This is a genomic window from Meiothermus hypogaeus (genome assembly GCF_003574035.1).
In the GTDB taxonomy this organism is placed as follows: domain Bacteria; phylum Deinococcota; class Deinococci; order Deinococcales; family Thermaceae; genus Meiothermus; species Meiothermus hypogaeus.
Window position 1 is genome coordinate 1 of sequence record NZ_QWKY01000053.1, and the last position, 24,160, is coordinate 24,160.

At 60.3% G+C, this 24,160-nt stretch carries 25 protein-coding genes, 1 tRNA gene and 2 pseudogenes; 13 read left to right on the forward strand and 15 right to left on the reverse strand.

Going from position 1 to position 24,160, the window contains the following annotated elements; all coding sequences use genetic code 11:
- The 7 genes from mbhE to mnhG form a co-directional block, all read left to right on the forward strand.
- The coding region (mbhE, locus tag Mhypo_RS12515) for a hydrogen gas-evolving membrane-bound hydrogenase subunit E (protein ID WP_119341629.1) at positions 1 to 421 on the forward strand (421 nt) is incomplete at its 5' end.
- Positions 418 to 837, forward strand: a complete 420-nt coding sequence (locus tag Mhypo_RS12520) for a Na+/H+ antiporter subunit B (RefSeq protein ID WP_119341630.1) — start codon at positions 418 to 420, stop codon at positions 835 to 837. The genes mbhE and Mhypo_RS12520, both read left to right, overlap by 4 nt.
- Complete coding sequence (locus Mhypo_RS12525; RefSeq protein ID WP_119341631.1) at positions 837 to 1,229, forward strand: NADH-quinone oxidoreductase subunit K; 393 nt, start codon at positions 837 to 839, stop codon at positions 1,227 to 1,229. Before Mhypo_RS12520 ends, Mhypo_RS12525 begins: the two co-directional genes overlap by 1 nt.
- Positions 1,226 to 2,707 (forward strand): Na+/H+ antiporter subunit D, encoded by a 1,482-nt coding sequence (locus Mhypo_RS12530; RefSeq protein ID WP_119341632.1) that lies wholly within the window; start codon positions 1,226 to 1,228, stop codon positions 2,705 to 2,707. Before Mhypo_RS12525 ends, Mhypo_RS12530 begins: the two co-directional genes overlap by 4 nt.
- A gap of 8 nt (positions 2,708 to 2,715) precedes the next feature.
- Positions 2,716 to 3,183, forward strand: coding sequence for a Na+/H+ antiporter subunit E (locus Mhypo_RS12535; protein ID WP_240637243.1), 468 nt, complete (start codon positions 2,716 to 2,718; stop codon positions 3,181 to 3,183).
- On the forward strand, positions 3,180 to 3,446 hold the full coding sequence (locus Mhypo_RS12540) for an MrpF/PhaF family protein (protein WP_119341634.1): 267 nt from the start codon (positions 3,180 to 3,182) through the stop codon (positions 3,444 to 3,446). Before Mhypo_RS12535 ends, Mhypo_RS12540 begins: the two co-directional genes overlap by 4 nt.
- Positions 3,447 to 3,448: 2 nt before the next feature.
- Positions 3,449 to 3,838, forward strand: a complete 390-nt coding sequence (gene mnhG / locus Mhypo_RS12545; RefSeq protein ID WP_119341635.1) for a monovalent cation/H(+) antiporter subunit G — start codon at positions 3,449 to 3,451, stop codon at positions 3,836 to 3,838.
- On the opposite strand, the gene Mhypo_RS12550 is transcribed toward mnhG, so the two are convergent.
- The 3 genes from Mhypo_RS12550 to Mhypo_RS12560 all read right to left on the reverse strand — a co-directional run bounded on the left by Mhypo_RS12550 (position 3,827) and on the right by Mhypo_RS12560 (position 6,922).
- A complete protein-coding gene (locus Mhypo_RS12550; protein WP_119341636.1) occupies positions 3,827 to 4,564 on the reverse strand; it encodes an esterase family protein in 738 nt (245 codons plus the stop codon). The two genes, mnhG and Mhypo_RS12550, sit on opposite strands and share 12 nt — an antisense overlap.
- Before the next feature lie 76 nt (positions 4,565 to 4,640).
- Positions 4,641 to 5,801 (reverse strand): ATP-grasp domain-containing protein, encoded by a 1,161-nt coding sequence (locus Mhypo_RS12555; protein ID WP_119341637.1) that lies wholly within the window; start codon positions 5,799 to 5,801, stop codon positions 4,641 to 4,643.
- A gap of 137 nt (positions 5,802 to 5,938) precedes the next feature.
- Complete coding sequence (locus Mhypo_RS12560; protein ID WP_119341638.1) at positions 5,939 to 6,922, reverse strand: RluA family pseudouridine synthase; 984 nt, start codon at positions 6,920 to 6,922, stop codon at positions 5,939 to 5,941.
- 102 nt (positions 6,923 to 7,024) lie between these two features.
- Here Mhypo_RS12560 and Mhypo_RS12565 point away from each other — a divergent pair, with 102 nt between their 5' ends.
- The 4 genes from Mhypo_RS12565 (at position 7,025) to Mhypo_RS12580 (ending at position 12,232) form a co-directional block, all read left to right on the forward strand.
- The gene (locus Mhypo_RS12565) at positions 7,025 to 7,657 is read left to right on the forward strand and encodes an HD domain-containing protein (protein ID WP_119341639.1); all 633 of its coding nucleotides are present in this window, start codon (positions 7,025 to 7,027) and stop codon (positions 7,655 to 7,657) included.
- 94 nt (positions 7,658 to 7,751) lie between these two features.
- On the forward strand, positions 7,752 to 8,741 hold the full coding sequence (gene ruvB, locus Mhypo_RS12570; protein WP_119341640.1) for a Holliday junction branch migration DNA helicase RuvB: 990 nt from the start codon (positions 7,752 to 7,754) through the stop codon (positions 8,739 to 8,741).
- 212 nt (positions 8,742 to 8,953) lie between these two features.
- Positions 8,954 to 10,000: a DUF4388 domain-containing protein gene (locus Mhypo_RS12575; RefSeq protein WP_119341641.1), complete on the forward strand. Its 1,047-nt coding sequence runs from the start codon at positions 8,954 to 8,956 to the stop codon at positions 9,998 to 10,000.
- Between the two features lie 312 nt (positions 10,001 to 10,312).
- A complete protein-coding gene (locus Mhypo_RS12580) occupies positions 10,313 to 12,232 on the forward strand; it encodes a heavy metal translocating P-type ATPase (protein WP_119341642.1) in 1,920 nt (639 codons plus the stop codon).
- A gap of 366 nt (positions 12,233 to 12,598) precedes the next feature.
- On the opposite strand, the gene Mhypo_RS12585 is transcribed toward Mhypo_RS12580, so the two are convergent.
- Positions 12,599 to 12,674 (reverse strand) — tRNA-Ala (locus Mhypo_RS12585).
- A 41-nt stretch (positions 12,675 to 12,715) separates the two neighbouring features.
- Positions 12,716 to 13,294, reverse strand: coding sequence for a Uma2 family endonuclease (locus tag Mhypo_RS12590; RefSeq protein ID WP_119341652.1), 579 nt, complete (start codon positions 13,292 to 13,294; stop codon positions 12,716 to 12,718).
- 431 nt (positions 13,295 to 13,725) lie between these two features.
- Between Mhypo_RS12590 and Mhypo_RS12595 the strand changes: the two genes are divergently transcribed.
- A complete protein-coding gene (locus Mhypo_RS12595; RefSeq protein WP_119341643.1) occupies positions 13,726 to 14,085 on the forward strand; it encodes a type II secretion system protein in 360 nt (119 codons plus the stop codon).
- A gap of 66 nt (positions 14,086 to 14,151) precedes the next feature.
- The gene (locus tag Mhypo_RS18760; protein WP_119341644.1) at positions 14,152 to 14,508 is read left to right on the forward strand and encodes a type II secretion system protein; all 357 of its coding nucleotides are present in this window, start codon (positions 14,152 to 14,154) and stop codon (positions 14,506 to 14,508) included.
- Between the two features lie 360 nt (positions 14,509 to 14,868).
- On the opposite strand, the pseudogene hepT reads toward Mhypo_RS18760, so the two are convergent.
- From hepT to Mhypo_RS12650, 10 genes and pseudogenes are all read right to left on the reverse strand, one after another.
- A pseudogene (hepT, locus tag Mhypo_RS18795) lies at positions 14,869 to 15,384 on the reverse strand (type VII toxin-antitoxin system HepT family RNase toxin).
- An 84-nt stretch (positions 15,385 to 15,468) separates the two neighbouring features.
- Complete coding sequence (locus tag Mhypo_RS12610; RefSeq protein ID WP_186814665.1) at positions 15,469 to 15,804, reverse strand: nucleotidyltransferase family protein; 336 nt, start codon at positions 15,802 to 15,804, stop codon at positions 15,469 to 15,471.
- Positions 15,805 to 15,843: 39 nt separating this feature from the next.
- A complete protein-coding gene (locus Mhypo_RS12615) occupies positions 15,844 to 16,485 on the reverse strand; it encodes a rhomboid family intramembrane serine protease (protein ID WP_119341645.1) in 642 nt (213 codons plus the stop codon).
- Positions 16,486 to 16,548: 63 nt separating this feature from the next.
- Positions 16,549 to 17,154, reverse strand: coding sequence for an outer membrane beta-barrel protein (locus tag Mhypo_RS12620; RefSeq protein ID WP_170148289.1), 606 nt, complete (start codon positions 17,152 to 17,154; stop codon positions 16,549 to 16,551).
- Between the two features lie 346 nt (positions 17,155 to 17,500).
- Positions 17,501 to 17,914, reverse strand: a complete 414-nt coding sequence (locus Mhypo_RS12625) for an Hsp20/alpha crystallin family protein (protein WP_119341647.1) — start codon at positions 17,912 to 17,914, stop codon at positions 17,501 to 17,503.
- Positions 17,915 to 18,318: 404 nt separating this feature from the next.
- Positions 18,319 to 18,744, reverse strand: coding sequence for a thioredoxin (trxA, locus tag Mhypo_RS12630; protein WP_119341648.1), 426 nt, complete (start codon positions 18,742 to 18,744; stop codon positions 18,319 to 18,321).
- A 71-nt stretch (positions 18,745 to 18,815) separates the two neighbouring features.
- The gene (gene clpB / locus Mhypo_RS12635) at positions 18,816 to 21,380 is read right to left on the reverse strand and encodes an ATP-dependent chaperone ClpB (RefSeq protein WP_119341649.1); all 2,565 of its coding nucleotides are present in this window, start codon (positions 21,378 to 21,380) and stop codon (positions 18,816 to 18,818) included.
- A gap of 263 nt (positions 21,381 to 21,643) precedes the next feature.
- Complete coding sequence (locus Mhypo_RS12640; protein WP_119341650.1) at positions 21,644 to 23,005, reverse strand: dipeptidase; 1,362 nt, start codon at positions 23,003 to 23,005, stop codon at positions 21,644 to 21,646.
- Between the two features lie 20 nt (positions 23,006 to 23,025).
- Positions 23,026 to 23,676, reverse strand: coding sequence for an IS1096 element passenger TnpR family protein (locus Mhypo_RS12645; protein ID WP_170148290.1), 651 nt, complete (start codon positions 23,674 to 23,676; stop codon positions 23,026 to 23,028).
- A gap of 98 nt (positions 23,677 to 23,774) precedes the next feature.
- Positions 23,775 to 24,032: pseudogene (locus Mhypo_RS12650) on the reverse strand (ATPase, T2SS/T4P/T4SS family); the annotation flags it as partial.
- Positions 24,033 to 24,160 lie beyond the last annotated feature (128 nt).

Consider the following 24,160-nt stretch of genomic DNA (forward strand, 5'->3'; position numbering starts at 1 on the left):
GGTGGGCATCGTGGGGGCTGGGGTGGCCCTCGTGTTCTTGCTGCAAAACGCCCCCGACCTCTCGATAACCCAGTTTTTGGTGGAAACCCTGACCGCCATCCTGATTGCCCTGGTGCTTTTGCAAATCCGCAACATTGGTCCAGTGCCCAGCGGTCGCTGGCTGGACAAGGCGGTGGCCCTGGGCTTTGGGGGCGTGGTGACCCTCCTGATGCTGGGTATGCTGGCCCAGCCCATGAGCCCGCACCTGAGCGAGTTTTTTGCCCAAAAGAGCCTGCCCGAGGGCTTCGGGCGCAACATTGTGAACGTGATTCTGGTGGACTTCCGCGGTCTGGACACCTTTGGCGAGATTACCGTGGTGGGGCTGGCCGGGCTGGGAGTCTGGGCCCTCTTGAAGCGCCTGCGTCGGGAGGAAAGGCCGTGAATACCCTGATTTTGAAAACGACCTCGAGGTTCCTCTTCACCCTCTTGCTCCTTCTTTCGGTGTTCTTGCTGCTGCGCGGCCACAACGAGCCGGGCGGAGGCTTTATTGGAGCCCTGGTGGCGGTGGGGGCCTATGCGCTGTTTGCCCTGGCCCACGGACTCAACGCCGCCCGTAAACTGCTGCCCCTGCCTCCCCTGCGGCTGGTGGGGTGGGGTTTGCTGGTGGCCCTGGTGAGCGCGCTGGTGGCCTTCTTCCTGGATAAACCGCTCATGACCGGTGTCTGGTTCAGCCTGTTTGGGGTGAAGATTGGCACCCCAGTAGTCTTCGACATTGGTGTCTACCTGACCGTATTTGGGGCGCTCCTGTCGGCCATTTTTGGCCTGGAGGAGTCTGCTCACACACAGGAGGGCTCCTGATGGAAATCCTGCTGGCTTTTCTGGTGGGGGGTCTGTCGGCAGTGGGGGTCTACCTGATGCTAAGGCCTCACCTGATCCAGTTCTTAATTGGTTTTCTGGTGCTGGGCAACGCCGCCAACCTGCTCATTTTTACCTCGGGCCGCCTGGGCAGCCAGTTTCCGCCCCTGGTACAGCCCGGTGGTACGGTGCTGACACCCATCGCCAACCCTTTGCCCCAGGCCCTGATCCTGACCGCTATTGTGATTGGTTTCGCCCTGGCGGCTTTTGGTATCGTGCTCTTTTTCCGGGCCCAGCAGGTGCTCCATACCCTGAACGCCGAGGCCATGCCCGAGAGCCTCGAGGCCGCCCCCGCCCCCTCGCCGGTAGACGAGGTCAGGGAGGAGCGCCGATGAGCTGGCTGCTGGTTCTTCCCCTCCTGATTCCCCTCGCCACCGGCATCCTGTGCCTGGTACTGGCCAGCCGCCCCGCCCAGCGGGTGCTGGGGCTGGTGGGCGCTCTAAGCCTGCTGGGCTCGGCTTTAGCATTGCTCATTCAGGTCAATGCGCGTGGCATCCAGGCCGTACAGGTGGGCAACTGGCCCGCCCCCTTTGGCATTACCTTCGTGGCCGACCACCTCTCGGCCCTGATGGTGCTCATTACCGGGGTGGTGGCGGTGGCGGTGGCCTTGTATGCCCTGGCCACGGGGGATGAGCTACGCGAACACCTGGGCTACTACCCCCTGAGCCAGCTCTTGCTCTTCGGGGTCAATGGGGCCTTCCTCACCGGCGACCTGTTTAACCTCTACGTCTGGTTCGAGGTGCTCCTCCTCGCTTCGTTTGTGCTGATGATTCTGGGCGGAAGCAAGGCCCAGCTTACAGGGGGGGTCAAGTACTTCGCGGTCTCGCTCTTCTCCTCGATTCTGTTTCTGGTGGCGGTAGGGCTCCTGTACGGCGCAACCGGAGCCTTGAACATGGCCGATCTAGCCACCCGGATGGGGTCGGTTGCGCCGGGTTTGCTTACCGCGCTGGCCATGCTCTTCCTGGGGGCTTTTGGTCTCAAGGCGGCGGTGTTTCCCTTCTTTTTCTGGCTCCCCGCCTCCTACCCGGCCCCGCCGGTGATGATCTCGGCCCTGTTTGCGGGCCTTCTGACCAAGGTGGGGGTCTATGCGCTTATTCGGGTCTTCACCCTGCTCTTCACCCAGGATGTTGGGTTTACCCATGGCCTGATTCTCTGGATAGCGGGTTTAACGCTGTTTTTAGGTGTGCTGATGGCGCTGGCTCAGGGGGAGCTCCGACGGCTGCTTTCGTTCCAGCTCGTGAGCCACATTGGCTATATGCTGATGGGCCTGGGCATCCTGAGCCCTCTGGCCCTGACCGGCTCGGTGTTTTATGCCCTTAATCACATGATTGTGATTGCTGCTTTGTTCTTGCTGGCGGGGCTTTTGCAGCGCTTGCAGGGCACCACGGTGCTGGTGCGGATGGGCGGGCTCTATCGGAGCCACCCCTGGCTGGCGGTACTCTTCTTGCTGCCGGCCTTCTCGCTGGCCGGGCTACCGCCGTTCTCGGGCTTTTGGGCCAAGTTCACCCTGGTAGCAGCAGGCTTACAGGCCGGACAGTACGCCATCGTGACGGTGGCCCTGCTGGTGGGCCTCTTGACCTTGCTCTCGATGGGCCTGGTCTTTGCCGAGGTTTTTTGGAAAGACGCGCCGCAAGCGTTGGGCCAGGCCCCTGGGGGCTGGGGTGGTCTGGTGGTGCCTGTTGTTTTGCTGGCCGTCTTGACGCTGGGTATCGGGCTGTGGGCCGAACCGCTCCTGGGTCTTTCGCAAGCCGCCGCGCGGGAGCTTCTGGAGCCTGGCCGCTATATCGAGGCCGTACTGGGGGTGAGCCGATGAGGGCCTTTGTGTACAACGTAGTGCTGACGGTGTTCTGGATGCTGGTGACGGAGAGCTTCACCCTCTCCAACTTCCTGGTGGGCTTTGCCATCTGCTTTTTGATTTTGCTGCTGGCCCGCCCCCTCTTTGATGCCCCCTCGAGGCGCTACTTCACCCTGGCCTGGAAGCTCCCCCGCTTTGTGGCCCTGATGCTCTGGGAGATTGTGCTCTCCAGCGTGCGGGTGGCCCAGGCGGTGCTCTCACCCCGGATGCCCATCAAGCCCGGCTTCATTGCCTACCCCCTCACCGTCAAGAGCGACCTGGAAATTACCCTCCTGGCCAACCTGATTACCCTCACGCCCGGCACCCTGAGCCTGGACGTCTCCTCCGACCGCAAGGTGCTGTATGTGCACGGGATGTTTGTGGATGACCCCCAGGCGGTCATCCAGTCCACCCACGATAGCCTGGAAAAAGCCGTTCTGGAGGTGACAAGATGAGCTTTCTGGAGGCAATGCTGCTGGCTCTCATGCTGACGTTGCCTTTTGCTGTTTATCGCCTGGTCAAGGGCCCCACCCTGCCCGACCGGGTGGTGGGCCTCGACCTGATTACCTCGGTTTCGGTGGCCATGGCTGCGCTCTATGCCCTGGTCAGCGGCCAGACCGCCTTCCTGGACGTGGCCATCGCGCTAGCCCTGTTCGCTTTTCTGGCCACGCTGGGTCTGGCCCGCTACATCGAGTACCGGGGCCACAAGGGGGACTGAGCATGGTGGATGTGCTGGTTTATGCGCTGGTTTCCGTGGGGATATTCTTCCTCTTCATCGCGGCCATCGGGGTGGTGCGGATGCCCGACCTCTACAACCGCATGCACGCCACCTCCAAAGCCGGCACCCTGGGGGTGGGCCTGATTCTGGTGGCGGTGGCGGTGTTCTATCAGGAGCTCTCGGTAGCGGCCCGGGCGCTATCGGCTTTGGCGTTCATCATCCTGACCGCACCGGTGGCCGCCCACGCCCTGGGCCGGGCGGCTTATCTCTCGGGGGTCAAGCCCTGCCGGGACACCTACATCGACGAACTGGCTGGGCACTACCAGAAAAACCACAAGCTCGAGTCGATAGAGAAACCCGCCCCTAAAAGCCCCCCCGAATCAAACGCCTAGGCGCTCGAGTTCGTAGGGCAGCATCTTCTGCCACCAGGGCCAGTCGTGATCCACATCGTGGCCCCAGTAGTCGAAGGTGGCGTATACGCCCTTTTGGTGCAGCAAGTTTTGCATCTCGCGCGTATCGCGGATGCACTCCTCCTCCCAGCGCCCCTGCCCCACGGCGAACACAATCTTGTTGCGCCGGTAAGCATTAAGCTTGTCCTCGTCGGTCAGGTTGCGTAAGTACCACAGGGGTGAGTTGAAGTAGGCATCCATGCCCCCTTCGTCGCCCACAAAGCCCCCCACCTGGTAAAGCCCCGAGAGTGCAATCAGACCATCGAACACTTGGGGATATTTGAAGAAGAAGTTGGCCGCATGAAAGGCCCCCATGCTGCATCCCGTGACCCACATGGTGGGCAGGCCGGTGTTCTTCTGCACAAACGGAACCACCTCCTGCATGATGTATGCGTCGTAGTCGTTGTGGCGGCGGGCCCGTTCCCAGGGGGGGATGCTCTTGTTGGTCCAGCTCTGAAAGTCTATGCCGTCCACACAAAAAAACTTGACCCGCCCCGCCTCAATCATGGGCGCGAGGGCCTGGGCCATCCCGGCGTGGCCTTCCCAGTCGTACCAGCGCCCGTTCTGCGCCGGGAACACAATAACCGGCTGACCATAATGGCCGTAGAGCTTTAGCTCCATGTCCTGCCCCAGGGCAGGGCTGTACCACTTGTGATATTCGGTGTACATATTCACCTCGTCGAGAGTCTAGCGCCCAGCGTCAAGAGCCACTTGGATTTAGGCACTTGACCCTTGTCCCTCGACTCTAGGCTCTTTCCTGGATGGCCTGGGCTGCTTGGAGCAGGGTAGACAGGTCGGGGTGGCGCAGGATGTAGCCATAGTTGCCAATGGCCCCCGCAAAAATGCCGCTGATGCGTTCGTGGTGAGCTACCAGGGGGCCAAACTCGGCCATCACCTGCTCGTGTGAACGCTTGTAGTGGATATGGTCTTTGCGGCCCACATAGGTGCAGAAATAGGGGTGTTTGGCCTGCTGGCTCACGCTGCCGTGGGTGAGCACGTTCACCCATTCCCGGAAGATGTCTATGTCGTTGGCGTAGTTGAACATATCGATCGAGAGGCCCCCGGGCGGGCGCATGTTCACTTCCAGGGCCACCAGGGAGCCGTCCTCCAGGCGGAAGAACTCGAAGTGGAAGAAGCGTTCGCGCACGTTGAAGGTCTTAACCACCTTTCGCCCTGCCTCGCGCAGGTCTTCGGGGATTTCCCGCACCATGTAGTAGTAGATGTCGGTATCCTCGTTGACCACGTCCATCACGCCTTTGGAGTACTCGAGCGAGCTGTCGAATACCACATTGCCCTTGATATCGGTTAGACCATCGTAGGTGACGATCATGCCGGGAATGAACTCCTCCATAATGTAGTCCACCGGAGGCTTGGTGGCGATGTAGTCCATTAACTCGGCATCGCTGTTAATTTTGTAGGTTTTGGCTGCACCCACCCCAATATCGGGCTTGGCCACCACCGGGTAGCCCACCTCCTCCACAAAGTCCTGGGCCTCCACCGCCGTGCGGCAGACCTTGCCCCGTGCAACCCGCAGCCCAGCCTGCTGAAAGTACTGTTTCATGACCGACTTGCGCTTGACCCGGTCCATGTCGGCAGGGCGGAGACCAAAAATGTTGAAGTCTTCACGCAGCATGGCCTCGGTCTCGAGCCAGTACTCACTCATGGAGTCGAGCCGGTCGAGCTTGCCGTACTTGTGGGTGAAGTAGCCCAGCGCCCGCACCAGCTCGTCGTAGTTGTGCAGGTCGGAGACCTTGTAGTACTCGGTCAGGGCGTATTTGAGTTCGGGCCGCAGTGAGTCGTATTCCGCATCGGCCAGGCCCAGCACGTTGTGCCCAGCCTCGCGCAAGCGCACGCAAAATGGCCAGAAGTTAGGGGGAAAATGGGGGGAGAGAAAAACTACATTCATGCCATGCCTCCTGGGCTTTGGGTTGACAACAGTATTCCCAACCGGAGGCTACAAATCAAGCTGAGAAGATAGTTTATGACCGATAGCCAGTCGGACGAAGGCGGGTTGCATGTCCGGCAGGTGCTTTTGGGGAGCATTTAGCAGAATGGCCCTGCTGCACTGGCCTCCACCGTTTCGGTCTTCAAGTCTTCCGGCCAGACCCCACCCAACAGCCCCCAGGCCCACACCATGTCGGCAGGAACGGGGGCCACAAAGTGCAGATACCTGCCGCTGCGCGGGTGCTGCAGGCGTAGTTCGTAGGCGTGCAAGGCCTGGCGCGCAATCAGGTCGGAGGGCTTTCCATACACATCATCGCCCAAAATGGGGGCGTGCAGATGCTTCAGGTGAACGCGAATCTGGTGGGTGCGCCCGGTGTGCAGGATGGCCGAGACCAGGGCGTGTTCTTGCACCGAGGCAAGCACTTCAAAGTCGGTCTGCGCGTGCCGGGCGGCCACGCCGCCCACATGCATGCGGGTACGATCAACCGGATGGCGGCCTATGGGGGCCGCTAAGGTACCTGCCGGCGGAATCCCCACTGTAAGCGCCAGATAACGCTTGTAAACGCTGCGCCCCGCGAAGGCTTCGGACAGCCGGCGGTGGGCCGCCTCGTGGCGGGCGACCACAATCACCCCGCTGGTATCTTTGTCGAGCCGGTGCACAATGCCAGGGCGCACAAGTTCGGGCCTGGGGGCCGCCAGGCGAACCTCGTCGGTCTCCTCGCTCTCGCCTAGCGAGACATCCAGCCCAAACCGCCCCAGGATGGCATTGACCAGCGTACCCGAGTACACCCCGGGGGCCGGATGGGTAATCATGCCGTCCGGTTTGTTAATCACGATCAGGTCAGAGTCTTCGTACAAAATCTGGAGCGGGATATCCTCGGCGGCCACCGTTGCCGCTACAGGTGGGGGCGGCTCTACCTCCACCGTCTCACCCCGAAGCTTGTAGGAGGGTTTGGTAATCACCTTACCCCCCACCAGGACAAGCCCGGCCTCGATCCACGCCTGGGCCCTGGCCCTGGAGGTGTTGGCCTCGAAGGCCAAAGCCTGATCCAGGCGTACCCCACTAGCAGAAAAACGCACCATCCAGGCTATTGTAGGCGATGGCCCTTGCCGCAAAGTGGCCGAATAACTTGATTTTTGAGGGGCGGCTGCCTCCCATTGGCGCTTGAGCCGTAGGATAACGGTGTGACGCCAAAACAACAGATCGAAGCCCTGGCCGCCAGGGTCAAAGAGCTTTCCGTTGCCGAGGGCAGCCACGACTGGTGGCATATCTGGCGGGTATGGCGGCTGGCAGAGCTAATTGCCCGGGCCGAAGGCGCTGATGTGTACATGGTGACGCTTGCTGCGCTGTGCCACGACCTCGAGGACTGGAAATACCCCCACGAGACCACCATCCGGCCCCTGCTGGGGGAACTGGGGGTTGAGAAAACCATCACCGAGCAGGTGCTGGAAATCTGCCAGCGCATCAGCTTCAAAGGGGTGGGCGTGGCCGACGGGATGCCCAGCCTGGAAGGCCGGGTGGTACAGGATGCCGACCGCCTGGATGCCATAGGGGCCATTGGGATTGCCCGCTGCTTTGCCTACGGGGGCTCGAGAGGTCGGCCGCTGTACGACCCCCGCGAGGTTCCAGTGCTGCACAAGAGCTTTAGCGAGTATCAGAACAGCAACCCCTCGAGCCTATCGCACTTTTACGAAAAACTCCTCTGGCTCAAAGACCGGTTGCACACCCCCACCGCACGAAAACTGGCCACGGAGCGCCACCGGTATACGCTGGAGTTCGTCGAGCGTTTCCGGGCCGAGTGGGAAGGTGAGCAGTAGGGGCTCTTGGTCATCCGCCCCCTGGAGGTTATACCCCCATCGTCACCATGTCCAGGGTTACGCAGTGAACATAATGCAACCGCTTTCTACTTGTATGATGGTGAGCGTGGAACCGGATTTGACCCTGCGGCCCCAGAGCCTGGAAGACTACGTGGGGCAGGCCAAGCTCAAGAAAAAACTGCGGGTCTACCTCGAGGCCGCCAAAAACCGGGGGGAGGCCCTCGACCACCTGCTCCTCTTTGGGCCACCCGGCCTGGGCAAGACCACCCTGGCCCACGTGGTGGCCTACGAGCTGGGGGTGAACATCCGCGTAACCAGCGGCCCCGCCATCGAGAAACCCGGCGATCTGGCGGCCATCCTGACCAACAGCCTGGAAGAAGGCGACATTCTCTTTATCGACGAGATTCACCGCCTCTCCAAGGCCGCCGAGGAGCACCTGTACCCGGCTCTGGAAGACTTTAAGATTGACATCGTGATTGGCAGCGGCCCCGCCGCCCGCACCCTGCGACTGGACCTCCCCCGCTTCACCCTGATTGGGGCCACCACCCGCCCGGGGCTCATCTCCGGGCCCCTGCGCAGCCGCTTTGGGATTATCGAGCACCTGGAGTTTTACACCGAGACCGAGCTGGCCCAGGGTGTGCAACGCGACGCTAAGCTCTTGGGACTGGCAATTGAACCCGAGGCAGCCCTGGAGATTGGCCACCGCAGCCGGGGCACCATGCGCATCGCCAAAAGGCTTTTCAGGCGGGTGCGCGACTTTGCCGAGGTGGCCGGTGAGCAGGTGGTGGGCCTCGAGCGCACCCGGCAGGCCCTGGACGCTCTGGGCATGGACGCCCTGGGCCTCGATGCCCGCGACCGCCTCATTATGCAGACCGTGATTGAGCGCTTTGCCGGGGGGCCGGTGGGCCTCGAGACCCTGGCCACCGCCCTCTCCGAAGACCCCGAGACCCTGGAGGAAGTCCACGAACCCTTCCTCATCCAGTTAGGCCTCCTGAAGCGAACCCCCCGGGGCCGCCAGGCCACCGAGCGGGCCTATGCGCACTTTGGCTATCCCCTGCCCGAGCAAAGCCGCCTGTTGGAGTAGGGTTCAGGGGCCGGGAACCGAGCCCGGACGGGGCATACACAAAGCCGGCTGGGGACAGGAAACCGGTTACCCCCAAAACTCTCCAGGCGATATCCAACAGCCCATTTTTCCTCTTTGAACCCCGGTCCCTGTCCCCTCTACCCTGCCCCCGCCCCCAGGAAGTGCCATACTGAGGTTGGGTTGCCCCGGGCAGCCGCCGAGGATACTTTGCCGTGATTCGGGCCAAGCTGGACGAGATTGAACTGGGAGACCTGCTGCGCACCCTCGAGGCAGGCCGCAAAAATGCGGTCATTAGCATTACTTGCCCCAAGTTGAAAGGCCGTATTCACATCCGCGAGGGCAAGATCGCCTACATCCAGACCCACCCCGGCCCCCACCTGGGCGAATACCTGGTGCGCTTCGACTATCTAACCCTGGAACAGGTGCAAGAACTGGTCAAATACCAGCAGCAGGAGAACCCCGGCACCCCTTTGGGGCTTTTGGCCCTACAACAAAAAATGGTCACCGAGGAGGAGCTCAACGATGTGCTACACGCACAAATCCTCGAGGCCCTGGCCACCATTCTGGCCCAGCAGGAAGGCGAGCTGATAGCCGAGACCCCACCCGTGGACGCCTCGCAGGTGCTGCTGCCCGGCGTCACCGACACCAGCACCATCTTGATGGAAGCCCTGCGCCGCCTGGACGAGTGGATGCGGGGCAGGGTGGAGCCCGAAACCGTGCTGCAACTTGCCGGCGACCCCACCCGTTACGCCCTTTCGCCCGACGCCTGGACGGTGCTCGAGGCCATTGATGGCCTCAAGCGGGCCCGCTCGGTGGCGCTGGAGTGCGACCTGCCCGAGGAGCAGGTCTACCATCTGCTCTACGAACTCAAAAGCCGGGGGATTCTGATGGAAGCCGACGTGCGCCCCCACGACCCGCTGCTGATGGTTTTGAGCGACTCCAACCTGATCCGCCGGCTCCTGCTGGTAACCCTCGAGCGCCACCGCTACCGGGTCATGTTGCCCCCCGACCTCGAAAGCGCCAAACGCATTCTGGAGCACCACCGGCTCCACGGGGTGCTGCTCGAGGGCGCCGACCTACCCGACAAGGTACGCCAACTGCGGGCCTTACCGGGGGGGCGCTTTTTGCCCATCTGGCTGATTGCCGAGCAGCCCCCCCGGGGGTTTTGGGTCAGGAACGCTCGAGTCACCCACATCCCCAAGCCCTTTGGTGAAGAAGATTTGCTTTCGGCCCTCTCCGTGGTCAAGCGTCCAATCTAATCTGTCGCCCTTTTGATACATCATTGCTGGATAGCCCCAGAGAACGCAATCCAGAGCGGATCCGCAAAGCTGGCTCACCGATAAGGTGTGTTCAGGGCCGATTCCCCAGTTTGATACGATCCAAAGGCCACTTCACTTATCAGGATGCCGAATGTCCTGGGGGGTTAAGCGGTAGAATTTACGTGTGGAACGGGAAGAATCCGCACTAAACCACTCGGGATTCGACTTGCATTTCTTTTGTTTTGATGACATACTCTTATTGATAATGATTACTAGTTGCAATAAAACCTCACGATACCAAAGGAACCCCTTATGAGCGCTATCGCAGCTTCTACCTCCCGACCGCAAAATCCCTGGCTATTGTTCTGGCACCATGAAGTCAAGCGGGGCTTTCTGCTCTCTGGCCTGACCCTGCTGGGGGTGGTGGGGGGCTTTGTGGCAGGGGCCTACGAACAGGTCTGGCTGCAAAATAGCCTCTGGACGTTGGCTTTTCTGGCCGGGGGGGTTCCCTCGGCCATCAAAGCAATGCGTAGCCTGTTCCAGGAGCGCAAGCTGGATGTAGACCTGCTGATGGTGGTGGCCGCATTGGGGGCCGCCTCGGTGGGACAGGCCGGCGACGGGGCCATCCTGCTTTTTTTGTTCAGCCTCTCCAACACCCTGCAAAGCTGGGCCATGAACCGCACCCGGCGGGCCATCGAGGCCCTCATGACCCTGCACCCCGAAGGGGCCAATGTGCTGCTGCCGGATGGAAGTGAGCAGTGGAAGCCGCTGGAAGCCTTGCGCCCCGGCGACCTGCTGGTGGTGCGCCCTGGCGAGCGCTTCGCTGCCGACGGCACTGTGTTGGAAGGCTACAGCGATGTGGACGAAAGCGCCCTCACCGGCGAGAGTGTACCGGTGGACAAAAAGCCTGGCGACCCCGTCAAGAGCGGCACCCTTAATGGGCACGGGGTGGTGCGGGTACGGGTGGAGCGGCCTGCCAGCGAAAGCACCCTGGCCAAGCTCATCAAACTGGTGGAAAGCGCCCAGGCCAGCAAGAGCCGCACCGAGCGGTTTGCCGAGCGCTTCGAGGGGCCCTACACCATTGCGGTGCTGCTTTCGGCCCCGGTGGTATTTGCCGTAGCCCACTTTGTGTTTGGCCTCGAGGCCGCCCAGGCCTGGTACCGCGCCATGACCTTTCTGGTGGTGGCCAGCCCCTGCGCGGTGGTGATCGCTACCCCGGCAGCGGTGCTTTCGGCCATGGCAGCAGGTGCAAGGGCCGGGGCCCTGTTCAAGAGCGGGGCTGCGCTGGAATCGCTGGCCCGAGCCAACATCTTTGTGTTCGACAAGACCGGCACCCTCACCGAGGGGCGCATGAAGCTGGTGGAGGTGGTGCCCCTACAAGGCTCCGAAGCCGAGGCCAGAGCCTTGGCCGCTGGCATCGAGCGCTACAGCGAACACCCCATTGCTCAGGCCATTGTCCAGGGCTGGGAGGGCCCCACCCCCGAGGTAAGTGAAATTCGGGCCGTGCGGGGCCACGGGGTGCTGGGTGTTCTGGCCGACGGTTCACAGGTCTGGGTGGGCAACCGGCGCTTGCTGGAGAGCCTGGGCATTGCACTTTCGCCCAGCGTTGAAGCCCAGATGCAAGCCCTGGAGGATCGGGGGCTGACCACCGCCGTACTGGGCACCAACCACTACCCCCTCGCCCTGCTGGGCGTAGCCGATACCCCCCGCCCCGAAGCCGCCCAAGCCATCGCCCGGCTCAGGCAGCAAGGGGCGCGGGTGGTCATGCTCACCGGCGACCGCAAAGCTGTGGCCCACCACATCGCGGTCCAGGTCGGCATTACCGAGGTTTACGCCGAGCTGCTGCCGGAAGATAAACTGGCGCGCATTCAGCAACTAGAGCAGGAGGGCACGGTGGTGATGGTGGGCGATGGTCTCAACGATGCCCCGGCCCTGAACGCCGCAGCGGTGGGGGTCTCGATGGCCGCTGGTTCCGACGTCTCGCTCGAGAGCGCCGACCTGGTGCTCATGAAAAACGACCTGAACCGCCTGGTAGGGGCCCAACAGCTGGCCCGCGCCACCGCCCGCACCGTCTATTTCAACCTGAGCTTTGCCCTGGGGGTGATTGTGGTGGTGGGCGCTTTTGCCCTGGCCGGAAAAGTACCCCTCCCGATGGGCGTTGTGGCCCACGAAGGCGGCACGGTTTTTGTGGTGCTGGTGGGGCTGCGCCTGCTGGCCCACCGGGTTCGCTAGGGCTTCCGCCATCGGTTCAGGCCTTGCCCAATACCCTCCCCATCTTCCCGGTGCGGAAGAAAGTAGGCTTGGAGCCTTTTACCACAATAGTAATACCAGATTCGGTTAGTTCGGCGCCGGATGGCGGCGAACTAACTGGGCCGAAGTTATCCGCGTAGCGGAGGGCGATACCGCCCCTTGGAAGGGAGACGCTTTCTTCGCCGACCCTTCGGGAGGGGTGTGCTCTAGGATTCAAAAAGATAGCCTCTGGGGGTCTTTGGTTTGGATGATTATCTTTTTGAATCTGGTATAAAAATGTGTCGCAGCCTTGGCAAGGCTATAGTAAATACGAAAACCCGTGGCGTTTAACCACGGGTTTCACTTCTCTGGTGGAGCTGAGGGGATTCGAACCCCTGACCTTCTGAATGCCATTCAGACGCGCTCCCAACTGCGCCACAGCCCCGCAAACAGCAAGGGAAAGTATAGGGGGCAAGGCCCATCTCGTCAAGCCTCATCAGCAGGACGCTCGTAGGGCACATCCAAACCTTCGTATACCTCGTCCAGACATAGGCTCATCTCCGGGCAAGGAATGGGAACACTGCCCTCCCCCATCACGTCCAGGTACAGCCAGTTCTGGCCCTCGCGGTAGTAGGCCTCGACCCGCCGTGAGAGGGAATCTATCAACACATACGCCCGCAAGCTGGGAATCTGGCGGTATTTGGCGAGCTTCTCCCGCCGGTCGGTAGCTTCGGTAGAGGGCGAGAGCACCTCCACCAATAGGCAGGGCCGCTCCTTGTAGTATTCGGCCTTGTCCGTCTCGCACACCACCATTACATCGGGGTAGTAGCTGGTAAAGGCATCTACCCGCAGCTTCATGTCGCTGCTGAACACCCTACACCCGCTACCTCGAGCTTTGTTCCACAACAGGCCTGAAACATTCGTAACCAACAGATTGTGGTTGCTGCTAGCCCCCGCCATGGCATAGAGCACCCCATCCACCAGCTCGTGCCGCGCCTGGGCCTTTTCCTCCAGGGCCAGGTACGCCTCAAAGCTAATGCGTTGCAAATCTCTTAGAGCACCCACCACTTCAGTCTAGCAAACTGTTCTTCCACTGGGGGCTCGTAGGGCAGATCCAAACCCTAGTACACCTCGTCCAGACATAGAGACATAGGCTCATCTCCGGGCAAATGGGAACACTGCCCTCACCCATCACGTTTGAGTACAGCCATGGCTCCGTCTGGATTGCTTCGTTGGCGTATGGCCTCCCCGCAACGAAGACGGTTTTGTAGTGTTTTATTGTCCAGAACAGCAAAAGCGAGTATCGGGCGGGTTGCCCTGCACGTAACGCTTTGGGGGTTGGGTTGGGTCAAATTCCACACGCTTCACAAAACCGGGGGCTATACTGCTACTTGGAGTTCGGGAATCGGCCCGCTCCCTCGAGGCCCCAAGCCATCTGCACTACGCCATACCGCACCCATACCCATATCCCGGTGCGGAACCCTAGGAGAAGTACCATGAAGAAGTCCGGTTTTACCCTGATTGAGCTGCTGATCGTCATCGCCATCATTGGCATCCTGGCCGCCGTGCTGGTGCCCAACCTGCTCAACGCCCGCCGTACCGCCCAGATCCGTGCCGAGCAGGCTTACGCCCAGAACGTCTATAAAACCGCCAACGCCGCCATCGCCGAGAATCCCAACATTGCCGAGGCATCTGTTGATACTGACAACTGTACGGCAAGCTACACTGTTGGTAGCTACAATGCTGGCGGAGCTCCTGGTACGCTTACCACCTGTGAGGTAGACTACGATCCCACCACCCAGTCCGTGAGCGTCACCTACGGCGGCGCCACCACCCCTGACGCTACCATTCCTTAAGGTAGCCGCCGCCTACCGTGGGTGGGATTGCCCTCAATCCCACCCATTTGTGCATCAGGAGTACACATGGTGCAGTATCGAGGCTTTACCCTCATCGAGCTGCTCATCGTAATTGCCATCATTGGGATCCTAGCGGCTGTCTTGGTACCCAACCTACTGTATGCTAGGCGAACGGCCGAGGATCGCGCCGCACTGGCTCATGCGCAAAATATATCCAAGGCTGCTTTTGCCTATGTAGCCGAAGACCCCAGCCGTGCAGTAATGACCACCAACGACTGCACAGCAGGCTACACAGCAGGCGGCTACATCGCACCCAGCCCTGGGGCCGCGGTAAGAACCTGTACAGTTACGGATAGCAACAGTGATGGCGTTCCCGAAGTGGTTGTCACCAGTCGGCTCGGAACTACCTATACCCTGCCTTAATACACGCCAACTTTGGGGGCCTCCCGTACGGGAGGCCCCTTTTTTGAATACACCGCCAGGTCGATAAAAGCTTAGCAGGCCCCAATTAGGCCAAGGCCATTCTAGTGGTCTGGTAACCAGGAATACGGTATGCAGTGTAGTCCCTCCAAATGAGCCGCACATTGCAATTTTGTGCAGTCAAAGTGCTTCAAAACGTGCCATAAAACAAGTTACCCGTGCGCTAGCGGGCTCCGGCTCAAACCACCGTATAATACCGGATTCAAAAAGACAGCTTACAAAAACAAAAACCTCAATATGTTGTCTTTTTGAATCCTAGAGCACTCCCTTCGGTCGGGTTGTTCGTTACCGTTCGGTAACGAATCAACCAAATCTGGTATAAGCATCATCCCCACCACAAATCCTCCAATCTGCACCCAGAAGACGACCCCCTCCTCGCCTATAGAGGCGTTGATCGGCTTCAGCCCTCTGGGTTGTCCTGGCGCCAAAGCGCAGAAGTAAACTCGAAAAATCGCCCAAGCGTTCCTCCAGGATGGTCTTCAAAATCGGCAAGGATAGTGCCTGATAGTCGTGAACGGCTACATTGCGGAAGCCAACCATACGCTGCATTCGACGCGCCAAATCGGCTGAAATAAAGCCTGCTTCCTACAACAGGCGAAAAGCATCACGCGAGCTTTGCGGCAGCCCCAGATGGTGCAAGCGCACCATATACATAGCCAGGTCAATAGACGCCTCACAAGCCCGTAAAAGGTTCAGGATAATGGCATCCTGACGGGTGAAATTCACAAATAGCTTGTCTTCGTGGCCTCGATACTCTTCCCCGATACACTTCAAGCAGCGCTCGATGGTAGCCGTCTTGCCCAAGAGCACCTCATCCATAAATCCGCCCCCCTGCGGCGGATGTCTTCCAGGGTGGGCCGCCGTTCTTCTTGCAGGTAGCAGTACTCCTTTAGCGCTCGAATCTCAAACAAATCGCAGCACAGGCGGTTTGCACAAAACACTCGTCGGCCCCGTATCACGATGCTGGCTTGAAAGGTGGGCATTCAGGTCAAGCAGGTCTAACTCGCTGGGCGGGCCGTTCTGGGGGTTCTGTTCCTGCAAGGAAAGCAGCTCTTCTGACAGCATGAATAGTGTCCAGGGGTCATAAGGAGCAGGGCCCAAAACGGCTATGTCCAGGTCGCTGCCCGGTTGGGCCCGGCCTGTGGCCCGGGAGCCAAACACGTAGATGGCCAGGGGTGAAAGCCGCGCTCGAATGTGTGCGAGGATGACCTCGAGGGTTTCTCGAGCTACTGCTGACACAGGCTTATTGTACGCTCACGCTCCATGGTGCCCTCCAGCTCAGCGCCGGAGTGACCGGGGCTTGGCGGTCCCCTCAAACCACCGTATAAGCACCACCCCCGCCACAAACCCCCCGATATGCGCCCAGAAGGCTATGCCTTCCTCTCCCATGAAGTCCCCTACAAACTGAATCAGGAGCCAGTAGCCCAGGTAGAGAATCGCCGGGATGGGAACGGGAATCCAGCCCACCAACGACAGAATAAGCGCCCTGGGATAAAGCACAATGTACGCCCCAAGCAAGGCCGAGATGGCGCCCGAGGCGCCGATCATGGGTATTTCGCTGGAAAAGCCACCCATCAGACCCTGCATAAAAGCCGCCAGCACACCCCCCAGCAGGTAGAACTGCAAAAAGCGCCAGTGTCCCAGGCGGTCTTCGATGTTGTCGCCGAAGACCCACAAAAACCACAGATTACCCAAAATATGCAGGATACTCCCATGCAGGAACATGCTGCTGAAAAGCGTGACCCACTCGCTCAAAGGGTCGGCCACAAAGCGCGCAGGCACAAAACCATACGCTTGGATCACCGCAGCAGGATCGGTGAGGAAAAACGCATACACAAAGCCCAGCAGGTTCAGGACAATCAGCAGGTAAACCACATAAGGGCGCCGATGAGCCCTGTTAATGTCGTGCAGCGGAAACATGCCAACAGCCTACCTTATCCCCCTGGCAGGAAGTCGGTTTTGTGCTTGACAAACATAGCGGGTTCAGAAGTTGAAAGCCAGGCCAACGCGGCCTTTCCAGACCAGGCGGGGGTCGTTGACCCACTGGTGGACGTTGAGGTTGAGGGGAGGCCCCAGGGTATCGCCGGGGTTATAGCGGGTAGAGCCCACCTGGATGGCGCTTTCCAGGAAATAGTCCACCCCCAGATCCAGCAGCAGGCTGAACTGGCTGTCCAGGAAGTAGCCTGCCCGCACCCCGCCGCCAAGGCCGAACTGGTTAGAAGCAAGCGCGTTGGGCGAACCACCCACCGTGACCGAGCCCGAAAACAGGTTGTAGCGGGCGCCCAGATACGGGCTGAGGGTGAAAGCGCTCTGGAAGTCGAAGGAATAGGACACATCCAGGCCCAGGGTAATGTTCTGGGCATTTTCGCTGCTGGGAGCGAATACGTTGTTATCTACGGCGTCGGCCTGGGAATAAGCCAGCGCGAAGCGCACCCCGATCTTCTCGCCCCCGATGTTGAACAGCCCCAGGCCAATCTCGCCAGAGAGCCCATTGAACCAGCCAGCGTTTAGCTGGAGAGAGAAGGTGTTGTCCCTGGCCCAGGCCAGGCTCAATGCCAGTACCCATACCATCGCGATTGCTCGTACCATATGCACCCCGTTTGCGATTCCAACGCACCGCTTTAGCTGTGTGTTACCTGCAGTTAGCTGTGTGTTACCTGCAGAAGGATAATGTAGGATGCACGGACTAATCAACTGTGGGGTGTATCTCGGCACCCCAAAACGAAAATCGATCGGTTTTTTGCGACCCTGAGGCGTACTCGAGGGGGAAGCAATACAGGCAACCCTCAAGCCTGCGAGCTTACTGGGCCACTTTGGATTGATTCGTCGGCCTACAGCCTCCTCGCGAGGTTCAGCAGTGTGATGGGCCACAAGCGCAACGTACATCCAAAAAGCAAAACTCCCCGGCGGGCGGGGAGTTACCGCAGAAGGTGGCTCATCCGTTGACGTGCACCTCAATGCGCCGGGGCTGGGCCGCCTCGGCTTTGGGGATGTCGAGGTAGAGGATGCCGTGCTTGAAGTTGGCCTCAATCTTGCTGAGGTCGTAGGTGTTGGGGATCACAAAGCTGCGCTCGAACTTGCCGTAGACCCCTTCCAGCCGCCACTGGTTGGCATTTTCGGGCTTGCTGAAGGGCCGCTCGGCCTTGATGGTAAGGGTGTTGTTCTCAGTAGTTACCTCGACCTGGCTGGGCTCTACACCCGGCAGGTAAACCGCCAGATGTACCCCCTGGGCGTCCTCGAGGGCATCCACCAGCGGGGTGTTGGCACTTTCGGCAGCAGGGGTGAAGAAGTTACGCAGCAGCGCGTTCTGGATTTGCTCAATCTCGCGGAAAGGGTTGTATCGAATCATAGCAACCTCCTTTACAGCAAAGAGTATAAAACCTGAGTATAGTATTGTCAAGTATAGTTAGTTGATTCACTCAGAAAATCGTTAGATCCATGCTACACCATGCTCACCGGGTCTTTCCGGGAAGATGCAGCCGACAAGGAACTGAAGTAACGCAGTTTTGTGAGCCTATGATGCTCCAGTTTCCTCGCTTCGATGGGAATGACAGGAGAATATGCGCACAAAGTGCCCGTGCACGAAATGGGTTAATGCGGGCTACAGCGGTGTGAAAGGTCTTGGAGTGAGTCTCAAGCTAAATAAAGCCTCCCCTTTCGGGGAGGGCAGGAGAAGACAATACGTGGAGCGAATTAGTTTTATCTTGCCACAACTGGACCTGTAAAGCGGGTCAAAACCGGCAGGTTACAAATTTACAAGTAGGGTTGCAGTTTCTGCACCAGCATATGCTTGGGCGCAGCCCCCACAATCCGCTCCACCGGCTGTCCGTTCTTGAAGAGGATCAGGGTGGGGATGCCCTGCACATGGTAGGCACTCTGGGCCAGAGGGTGGTGGTCAACGTTGAGCTTCACAACCTTGAGCCGACCCGCATACTCGCGGGCGATTTCCTCGAGCACCGGCGCAATCACCCGGCAGGGCCCGCACCACTCGGCCCAGAAGTCCACCAGCACCGGTACACCGGCCTCGAGTTCGGGGGTCAGGCCCTGGTGCGCATTGACCAGCCAGGGCAGGGGCTTCTTGCAGGCCCCACACACCGGCACCTGGCCGGCAGGGGGCTTGCCCAAACGGTTCTTGGCACCGCAATGAACGCAGGTAGCAATGTTATCGGTTGTGGTCATGTGGTCTCCTGCTTGATTACTGAAAGCCTACAGCGTAGCAACTATGGAAAATCCTCAAAACCTTAGGCATCCTACGCAACCGCTGCCTTGCGGGTCTCGAACTGCAAGCCCAGGGGGCCGAGGGTGGCATAGACGGTCGCGCCGTCGGGCACCTCACCCGAGAGAATCTTACGTGAGAGCGGGGTCTCGATCTCTTTTTGAATCACCCGCTTCAAGGGCCGGGCCCCAAAGACCGGGTCGTAGCCGCGCTCGGCGATAAACTGCAGGGCTTCGGGCGACATTTCCAGGCTGATGCGCCGTTCAGCCAACCGCTTGCGCACCGCACGCAACTGAATCTCCACAATCGCGGCAATTTGTTCCTTAGCCAGCGGACGGAAGACCACAATTTCATCCAGGCGGTTCAGGAACTCGGGGCGGAAGTGCTGTTGCAGGATGCCAAACACGCGCTCACGGATGGTCTCGTAGCTCTGGCCGGACTGGATGCCCTCGAAGATGAGGGGCGAACCGATGTTGGAGGTGAGGATGATGGCGGTGTTGCGGAAGTCTACCGTGCGGCCCTGACCGTCCGTCAGGCGGCCATCGTCGAGCACCTGCAAGAGGGTGTTGAACACGTCGGGGTGGGCCTTTTCGATCTCGTCGAAGAGGATTACCGAGTAGGGGCGGCGGCGCACCGCCTCGGTAAGCTGGCCCCCCTCCTCGTAGCCCACGTAGCCTGGAGGCGCTCCAATGAGCCGGGCCACGGTGTGCTTCTCCTGGTACTCAGACATGTCGATGCGCACCATGTTTTCCTCGGTGTCGAAGAGGCTCGCGGCCAGGGTCTTGGCCAGCTCGGTTTTACCGACGCCCGTAGGGCCCAGGAACAGGAAGGAGCCAATGGGCCGGTTGGGGTCTTTGAGGCCCGCCCGGGCGCGGCGAATGGCGTCCGCCACCGCGCTGATGGCCTCGTCCTGCCCCACCACGCGGGTGTGGAGTTCCTCCTCGAGGCGCAGCAGCTTCTCCCGTTCGCCCTCCATCAGCTTGCTCACCGGAATACCCGTCCAGCGGCTCACGATGCCCGCGATGTCCTCCTCGGCCACCATGGGGCGCACGAACTTAGCGTTCGCCATGCGGTCGGAAAGCTCGTTGACCTCCTGCTCGAGCCGGGGCAGCTCGCCGTAGCGAAGCTGGGCGGCCTTGTTGAGGTCGTAGGCCCGTTCGGCCTGCTCGATCTGGGTTCGGACTTCGTCGAGGCGTTGCTGGGCCGCGCGGAGCTTCTGCATCACCTCGCGCTCGGCCTCCCACAGGGCCTGCTGCTTGCGAATCTCCTCGGTGAGTTCGGCAATTTCTTTTTCCAGTTCTCCCAGCCTGAACTTGCTCTCGGCGTCGGTTTCTTTCTTCAGGGCCTCACGTTCGATCTCGAGCTGGAGTTTCTTGCGGTTAAGGGTGTCGATGGTCTCGGGGCTGCTTTCCAGGGCCATGCGCAACCGGGCGGCGGCCTCGTCAATCAGGTCTATGGCCTTGTCGGGCAGTCGTCGGTCAGCAATGTAACGGTGCGAGAGCTGGGCGGCGGCAATCAGGGCGGGGTCGGAGATGCGCACCCCGTGGTGCACCTCGTACTTCTCCTTGATGCCGCGCAGGATGCTCACGGTGTCCTCTACGCTGGGCTCGTCCACAAACACCGGCTGGAAGCGGCGCTCGAGGGCTGCGTCCTTCTCGATTTCGCGGTACTCGTCCAGGGTCGTAGCCCCAATCAGGTGCAGCTCACCCCGGGCCAGCGCGGGCTTGAGCATGTTGCCCGCATCCACTGCGCCTTCGGCCTTGCCGGCCCCCACCACGGTGTGCAGCTCGTCAATGAACAGGATAATCTGCCCCGCGCTCTGGATGGTCTCCTGCATGACCGCCTTAAGCCGCTCCTCGAACTCGCCGCGGTACTTGGCCCCGGCCAGGAGCGAACCCATCTGCAAGCTCACAATGCGCTTGCCCTTGAGCCCCTCGGGCACGTCGCCCTTCACAATGCGCTGGGCCAGCCCTTCGGCAATGGCGGTCTTGCCCACCCCCGGCTCGCCGATCAAGACCGGGTTGTTCTTGGTGCGACGCAACAGGATTTGAATGGTACGCCGGATTTCCTCGTCGCGCCCGATCACGGGGTCGAGCTTGCCCTGCTCGGCCAGTTTGGTCAGGTCAATGCCGTACTGCTCGAGGGCATTGTAGGTTCCTTCGGCATGTTCAGATTCCACTTTCTTACCTCCCCTCATCTCCAGCAGCGCCGACCGTATGGCGCTGGCATTGAGCCCCCCGTAGCCGGTCTCGGCCAGGGCCAGGGTGAGCGTGTCTATGGCCACAAACTTGTCCTTTAACTCTGCCGCCAGCTTTTCCGAGCGCTCGAGGATGCTCGAGAGCTTCCCCGAAAGATACTGCCCTCCCTCGGCCCCCGAAACCCTGGGGTAGCTCCCCAGGTCTCGGCTGGCGGCCTGCTGCACCGCCTGCAGGTTCTGCCCTGCCCGCTTCAAAAGCTGTGCGGGCAACCCCGAAGGGTCGCGGAACAGCACCGAAGCCAGATGCCCCACATCCATCTGCTGGTTCGAGTTCTCCCGGGCCAGCACCTGGGTCTGGGCCACCGCCTGCCGAGCTTGTTCGGTCCAACGCTCCAAGTTCATACTAAAAATAGTATGAAACTTGAGTGTAGTATTGTCAAGTCAAATGAGCCGATTACACAATATACAGGTTAAGGCCATAGGGGGCATTCTAAGGCCTTGTCAACACCGATTTTTTTCGTCATGCACTACAGCCCAAACGCGGTCGGCATATCCTGATTGGGCTTCAAGATGCTTATTGGAAGAGCCTCGAGCCGCATCAAGCCTACTTGGGCAGGACCTCCAGTGCCCCCCCAATACGACCGCCTACAACCTTTCTTTCTCAACTACTGCGCCAGCCGACCCAGCAACATGGCGTAGCCCTGCTTGCCCTTCTCGAAGCTGGAAAGCCGGAAGAACTCGTTGGGCGAGTGGATGAGCTCGTCCTCGAGACCAAAACCAAAGCTCACCGGGTCATGGCCCAGCATCTGCTTGAGGGTGCCCAGGATGGGCACCGAGCCACCGAACATGGTCTCAACCGGGGGCACCCCATAGAGTTCGGTGAGCACTTCCCGGGCAGCCACGCAACCCGGATGGTCGGCGCTCATACGGAAAGCAAAGGCCCCCGCTTCTTTGGTGCGGACTTGCAGGCGCACCCCCCTGGGCAAATGTTTCTCCAGGTGGGCTTTGACCAGCATCACGATTTTCTCGGGGTTCTGGTGGGGCACCAGGCGGCAGGTAATCTTGGCGTGGGCGGTGGAGGGGATTACGGTCATACCGCCGGGGCCGGTATAGCCACCCCACATGCCGTTGACCTCGAGGGTGGGCCGCCCGGTGGTGCGCTCCCAGTGGGAGTAGCCCTCCTCACCATAAAACTCTTGTAGGCCCAGTTTCTTCAGCTCGGCTTCCTCGTCCCAGGGAATTTTCTTGTACCACGCACGTAGCTCAGGGCTCAGGGGCTCCACGTCATCGTAGAAGCCCTGTACCGCCACGCTGCCATCGGGGTTGTGCAGCGAAGCCACCAGCTCGGCCATGGCGTGCAACGGGTTCTGGAGGCCACCGCCCCAGGTGCCCGAGTGCAGGTCGTGGCTAGGGCCCACCAGGTCGAACTCCAGGGCGCAAATCCCCCGTACGCCAAGCCCTAAAAGCGGGGTGGACTCGGAAAGCTGGCCGCTATCACCGTTGATGATCATGTCGCAGCGCAGGCGCTCCTTGTTCTGTTCAATGAAAGCGGGCAGGCTGGGGCTACTGATCTCCTCTTCCCCCTCAATCAGGGCTTTCACGTTTAGCTCGAGCGCTCCGTTGGCAATAAGCGACTCGGCAGCAAGTAGAAACGCCATCACCTGCCCCTTCATGTCGGAGGCCCCCCGTGCCACAATGCGGCCATCTACCACAGTGGGCTCGAAGGGCGGAGAGTTCCAGCGCTCGGGGTTATCGGCGGGCTGTACGTCGTAGTGGCCGTAGAAAAGCACCGTGGGTTTGTCCGGGTAGGGGCAGTACTCGGCCAGCACCACCGGATGCCCTGCGGTTGGCAGTACCTCGGCTTGCAGGAAACCAGCCTGCTTGAAACGCGCAGCCAGCCACAGGGCAGCCCGGCGGACATCGTCCTGGTGGGCGGGCTGGGCCGAGATGCTGGGGATGGAGAGGAAGGTGCGGAAGTCCTCGAGATGAGCAGCCTGGTGAAGGGTCAGGTAGTCTTTCCAGCTCATAGCAAGGCGATTCTACCGCCTCAGGGCAGATAGGGGGTCTCGTCGTCCGGCCCCTCGTAACCGCATACCCCCATGCGCGGCGAGTTCACCACCGGCAACAGCATATAGTCGTCGCCATCATGTTTTTGCTGTATATGCTCCTGGGCATGAGCCTCACAGAAAAAAGGGCTCTCCATCTCATAGGCGCACTCGGTGTCGATCTGGGTGGCCGGCTGGCCGCAAACGCTACAGGGCCAGACCGGGGGTTCATTGCGGGCCAGCAAGCGCAGGTTTTTGTTCTGGTAGCCCTCACGCTCACCCAACACCTTGAGCTTTAGCTCGGTAGTGGAGCCGAAGTCGTATTCGTATGTAAAGACACTACCCACCTGTACAACCTGGCTCAGCTTGGCCTGCATAGATTTAGATTCGGCAAGACCCCAGGTGCGATCCGGGTAAACTTCGTAGCTTACGCCCCGGATCTCGAACATACTCAGATGCCCACAGCACTCGAGCCAGATGTCCCGCAAAAACTGATCCAGCTCACGCAAGGAGGCACTGGCCCGAACCTCCACATCCAACCAGAAAGGTGAGGGTCGGTAAGCGTCCTCCACCCGAATGTGAAACAACCGGACGGGTTTCCCTTTGGCCTTGGCAGGGTGGCGCTCCACACACCTAACCAAGTGCTTGGTCATGCCAGCCTTGTTGCTACGGTATCCACAAAGCCTGCAAACCGCGTAAGAAGAATTGATTCTGGCCATACCTCACAATAGCGCACCCTGTGCACAGTGGACTACTCGTTGGTGCGGGCCATCACCTCTTCCAGGGTGGTCAGGCCCATAAAGGCTTTCTGGATGCCGTCCTCGCGCAGGGTTTTCATGCCACCTTTGCGGGCGATCTCCTTGATCTGGGTGGCCGACTGCCCTTCCACAATGGCCCGGCGGATTTCGTCGTCCAGTACCATCAGCTCGTGGATGGCCGCACGGCCCTTGTAGCCCGAGCCGTTACACTTATCGCAACCGGTGCCCTTGTACAGGCTCTTGCCGCGCACGAGTCATATAAAAAATTCGGTTGAGCAAAGGAAGGGGCTTCTAAACTGGATTTGTGAATAACCCAGAGAAGCCCAAAGATAGTGTAGCTTGCCAGAACTGCGGAAGTGTGAAAGTCGAATGTGGCGGC

Coding starts and splice junctions, on each gene's coding strand:
- Mhypo_RS12525 (WP_119341631.1), top strand. CDS start 837: ATGGAAATCCTGCTGGCTTTTCTGGTGGGGGGTCTGTCGGCAGTGGGG.
- Mhypo_RS12530 (WP_119341632.1), top strand. CDS start 1,226: ATGAGCTGGCTGCTGGTTCTTCCCCTCCTGATTCCCCTCGCCACCGGC.
- Mhypo_RS12540 (WP_119341634.1), top strand. CDS start 3,180: ATGAGCTTTCTGGAGGCAATGCTGCTGGCTCTCATGCTGACGTTGCCT.
- mnhG (WP_119341635.1), top strand. CDS start 3,449: ATGGTGGATGTGCTGGTTTATGCGCTGGTTTCCGTGGGGATATTCTTC.
- Mhypo_RS12550 (WP_119341636.1), bottom strand. CDS start 4,564: ATGTACACCGAATATCACAAGTGGTACAGCCCTGCCCTGGGGCAGGAC.
- Mhypo_RS12555 (WP_119341637.1), bottom strand. CDS start 5,801: ATGAATGTAGTTTTTCTCTCCCCCCATTTTCCCCCTAACTTCTGGCCA.
- Mhypo_RS12560 (WP_119341638.1), bottom strand. CDS start 6,922: ATGGTGCGTTTTTCTGCTAGTGGGGTACGCCTGGATCAGGCTTTGGCC.
- ruvB (WP_119341640.1), top strand. CDS start 7,752: ATGATGGTGAGCGTGGAACCGGATTTGACCCTGCGGCCCCAGAGCCTG.
- Mhypo_RS12580 (WP_119341642.1), top strand. CDS start 10,313: ATGAGCGCTATCGCAGCTTCTACCTCCCGACCGCAAAATCCCTGGCTA.
- Mhypo_RS12595 (WP_119341643.1), top strand. CDS start 13,726: ATGAAGAAGTCCGGTTTTACCCTGATTGAGCTGCTGATCGTCATCGCC.
- Mhypo_RS18760 (WP_119341644.1), top strand. CDS start 14,152: ATGGTGCAGTATCGAGGCTTTACCCTCATCGAGCTGCTCATCGTAATT.
- Mhypo_RS12615 (WP_119341645.1), bottom strand. CDS start 16,485: ATGTTTCCGCTGCACGACATTAACAGGGCTCATCGGCGCCCTTATGTG.
- Mhypo_RS12620 (WP_170148289.1), bottom strand. CDS start 17,154: ATGGTACGAGCAATCGCGATGGTATGGGTACTGGCATTGAGCCTGGCC.
- Mhypo_RS12625 (WP_119341647.1), bottom strand. CDS start 17,914: ATGATTCGATACAACCCTTTCCGCGAGATTGAGCAAATCCAGAACGCG.
- trxA (WP_119341648.1), bottom strand. CDS start 18,744: ATGACCACAACCGATAACATTGCTACCTGCGTTCATTGCGGTGCCAAG.
- clpB (WP_119341649.1), bottom strand. CDS start 21,380: ATGAACTTGGAGCGTTGGACCGAACAAGCTCGGCAGGCGGTGGCCCAG.
- Mhypo_RS12640 (WP_119341650.1), bottom strand. CDS start 23,005: ATGAGCTGGAAAGACTACCTGACCCTTCACCAGGCTGCTCATCTCGAG.
- Mhypo_RS12645 (WP_170148290.1), bottom strand. CDS start 23,676: ATGACCAAGCACTTGGTTAGGTGTGTGGAGCGCCACCCTGCCAAGGCC.